General features: G+C 35.1%; 3 protein-coding genes and 1 pseudogene. 2 read left to right on the top strand and 2 right to left on the bottom strand.

The window, feature by feature from the left end; genetic code table 11:
* Positions 1–917, bottom strand: a 917-nt coding sequence (gene gcvPA / locus AOG54_RS01250) for an aminomethyl-transferring glycine dehydrogenase subunit GcvPA (RefSeq protein WP_084795456.1), incomplete at its 3' end; no start/stop codon positions are given.
* Positions 918–1,001: 84 nt separating this feature from the next.
* Entirely contained in the window at positions 1,002–2,654 is a 1,653-nt protein-coding gene (locus AOG54_RS01255) for an APC family permease (RefSeq protein WP_054963779.1), read from the bottom strand.
* Between the two features lie 145 nt (positions 2,655–2,799).
* Between AOG54_RS01255 and AOG54_RS01260 the strand changes: the two genes are divergently transcribed.
* A complete protein-coding gene (locus AOG54_RS01260) occupies positions 2,800–3,666 on the top strand; it encodes an MqnA/MqnD/SBP family protein (RefSeq protein WP_054963780.1) in 867 nt (288 codons plus the stop codon).
* Positions 3,667–3,895: 229 nt separating this feature from the next.
* Positions 3,896–4,122, top strand: a pseudogene (locus AOG54_RS01265) (rubrerythrin); the annotation flags it as partial.

The raw sequence follows: 4,122 nt of genomic DNA on the forward strand, positions 1-4,122 counted from the left end.
TGCTGCTCCCTTGCCTGTAATGTCATGACAAATGCCCTGCGGCCATTTTTATCAATCCCCTCACCTATTAGTCTTCCTGGAGATTTGTGGACATATTCCCTTTTGAATGAAAATAACCCAAGAAGCGGGCCGCCAGCATTCATGTGTATGCCAAGCTGCTGTCCCTCAGCCACTGCAATATCCGCCCCATACTCACCGGGTGGTTTAATTATTCCAAGGGATATCGGGTCATAATAAGAAATAATCAATGAATTCTTTTTAACCTCATTTATGCTTAATACATTTTCATCAATAAGCCCATAGGAGTTTGGATTTTCTGTTATTATTGCGCATGTATTTTCATTGACTTTTGATTGAATATCATTAAGATCAACCAACCCTGTATCCCTATCAAAACCATATTTGACGTATTTTATATTAAGTCCATAGGAATAATTATTTAATATGCTTAATTTTGATTTATAAATGTTTTCTGGAATTAAAATTTCATTTTTCCCATTTATTCTGTATGCCATCCTTACAGCCTCTCCCAGTGCGGTGTAGCCGTCATACATTGAGGAGTTTGTGACATCCATTTCTGTTAAATCTGAAATAATGCTTTGGTATTCAAACAATGCTGTTAGCATTCCCTGTGATATTTCTGGCTGGTAAGGTGTATACGATGTTAAAAATTCATTTCTGGATATGATTTCATCAACAAGGTGTGGTATGTACCTATCATATATGCCATTGCCTAAAAACATAAGATGATTTCTTTTATTTTTATCCCCAATTTTTTTTATTTTATTTATAAGGTCATATTCACTTAATGGTTCACCAAGCTTCATATTAACTTTTAGATCCTCCGGTATATCTAAAAATAGCTCATCAATACTTTTTATTCCAAGTGCATTAAGCATAGAATCAAGATCTTCCATTTGAATGGAAATATATTACCTTTATTTAAATATTTTATAAAAATGAAAATTTTAATACTTAAAAATATTATTTAAAATATAGTTTTATTTATTTTCCTCCCATTCCATTGCACCCTGTTTGGTATAAATGTCCTCCGTGAAATTTTTATGTACAAACTGTTTTTTAAACCCGGATAAAACCCCAAGCGGGTATATTACAACCAGAGCCACTATAAATGTAATTATTGTCCCCTCCATGTATGTGAAATACTGCGGGAATACACTAGATGACAGCCCATCATGGCTTGTGGCCACCATAAATGTTATAAAGGCTATAAAAAATACATACCACAATGCATTTTTGGCACCTATTTTAACCTTTGATATTATACCAAATAATACTGAACCTGCCGCTATTAAAAGCACCGCATATGGTTCTGATGGCCATCCTGTCCAGAAAACAATAAGTGCAGAACCGGCAGTTGCCAGTGGTGCGATTATGCTCATACCCCTTACCATATCGCTTTTCTTGGTTATCCCCTGTCTTCTGGTAACCATTAATGCAATGGGGTTGGTTATCAAGCCTATATAGCCCGCAGCAGTGGCATCATCTATAAATGTGTATATGCTCGGTACAGGGGCAGTGACAAATACAAGTATTACACCGACAACAGCAAAAACAATCAAGGAAAGAAGTGGAATTGAATGCTTTTTTTCAATTCCCTTTAACTTATCTGATATGTAACCCGATCTTCCCATGGAAAACAGCACACGTGTTCCAGATCCTAAATATATGTATCCTGTGACAAATGGTGTTAAAACACCGGTTACCACTGCAGCTATGAACACCAGGGGAAATGGTTTTCCGAGTATAAAGAATGGATTATCGCCGTGGAATGCTGCCTGAACGGCCAGGAAATCTCCGGGGGAAACACCTATAAGTGACCAGTTGGTTCCCATTATTATTGCAAATGCCACGCTTATATATATCAAAGTTTCAAAGAGCAAAACCATGCCTATTGCCCTGGGTATCTTGCTCTTATTATTTGTTTCCTCTGCAAGGTCTGGTATTACCCTTATGGCCCCAAAATCATACATTGCATATGGCATTATTGAGAATAGTGGTACTGCAACACCATATGGTGCAAAGCCATATTTATAAAAATTGGCATAATCCAGCGCAAAGAAGATAAGCCCAAGTGACATTGATAAATAAAAGAATATTTTTACTATGCCTATGTAAAGCGAAGACCTGCCAAATTGCTTTATTCCATAATAATTAAACGGTATAAGTGCGAGCATAAGTGCAAGACCAAGGCCAACGCCAAGATATGTAGGTGCCCCGCTGGCTGCAATAAATATTGGGTCAAAATAATTAACCCCTGCAATTATTGATATAACCTCTATTGGGGGTATAAATAAATACCATATAATATCGGACATTGCATTTATTATATTTGTCCAGCGCCCATGTGTGTATATTGAATACCTTGTGGGGCCCCCAGCCTCAGGATATGTAACACCCAATTCCATATATGTAAGACCTATAAGTGAATATATAGCAGCACCTAGAACAAAGGCAAGTATTGCCTCAGGGCCAGCATATGTTATCATGGTTATCGTTCCAAAAAGAGCCCCATTTCCGAAGGCACCAACAAGACCCACCATAAGCATTTCATTAAAGGTAAGATCTTTTTTCAATCGTGGTTTCTTGCTTTTCACTTTTATATTATTATTTATAGTATGCTCATTTTCCATAATATGTTATTATTACATTATATTACTTTATATTTTTGGAAAATGCTTAAATATAATGTGTTTCATAATTTTTATTTTAAATATTAAATAAAAATATTCATTCAACTCTAATAAAAATTTAAATAAAGTTTATCCATATTTAATTATGGAAACAATAAAAATTGGAGCACTGGCAGATTCCGGAGACCTTTATCCATTTATCCCAATGATACTTGGTAAGGTCAGGCCGGCAGATTTTGATATAGAGTTTGAGTTTATACCAACTGTTCAGGAGGTAAATGATAAGGTTGTTAAAAGGGAGGTTGATATATCTGTGCCCTCAGCCGCACTTTATCCATATATACAGAATAATTATTACATACTTTCAAGTGCAGTTGCCTCGGCAGTTGATGGTATTACAGGCATGCCCGTACTCTCAGTGGATGACATCACCATGGATGACCTTCCAAACTCAAAGATTATTGTTCACGGGTTAAACACCACCGCCTTTAATTTGTATAAATTGCTTATAGGCAAATACAAAAAACTGGTTGTTGTTCACAGGGTTCTTGATGAGATTAATGCCATGGTTAATGAGGACGGTGTTATGGTTGCTGTCCATGAGTTAAAGGCAATGTATGATCTAAAAAAGATGGGAATAACCCCGAAAAGAATTGTTAGCATGTGGGATATGTGGAAGAATTTATCAGGGAACAAACCGATGCCAATGGGAATGGTTGTTATTAATTCTGATCTGGGCGAGGAAACAGCATTGAAATTCAAAGAATTTTATAATAAAAGCAAGAAATATGCGGAGGAACACATGGATGAAATTTTGCCTGAGGATATAAGACTTATGAGGGAAATCCAGAATGCCAATATAGAGGAGGATGTTATTAAGGGTACAATAGGGGCTGATGTCAAAGAATATAATGTTAATTTGAACGATGTAAAATCTGGATTAGAATTCTTCTATGGAATAATGCAGCAAAAAAATCTTTTACCTGGGGTTAATGAGCTTAGGTTAATATAAATTTTAATATTTTTAATAACTTAAAAAAAAATTTTTTTTATGAATAATTCTTAATATTCTGTATTTTACTGGTAAATTAAACCCAGGTCCCCCAAGTTATTCGTTTTTATATTTAAATAAATTAAATCATAGTGACGAATTAAATATAAATTATGATAAAAATATTAATAATTCATAATTATGAAGGAAAAAATTATATAGCAGCATTCCTTAATATTATACGATAGTAATGTCAGCACTTGGAGAAAAAACAGAAATGGGATTAAAGGAATTATTGACAGCCAATGCAGAGGACCATATGAGGTTAATGCTGTCTGCAGAATATTTCGAGAAAATGGGAAAAGCAGATGTGGCCAGAGAATTAAGGGAAAAGGCAAATGTGGAGCTTGGACACGCAAAGGCCATATTTGCAACATTAGTTAAATACAATGGGCTTGACAAGATGGTACAGGATAT

The sequence above is a fragment of the Acidiplasma aeolicum genome (assembly GCF_001402945.1).
Taxonomy (GTDB): domain Archaea; phylum Thermoplasmatota; class Thermoplasmata; order Thermoplasmatales; family Thermoplasmataceae; genus Acidiplasma; species Acidiplasma aeolicum.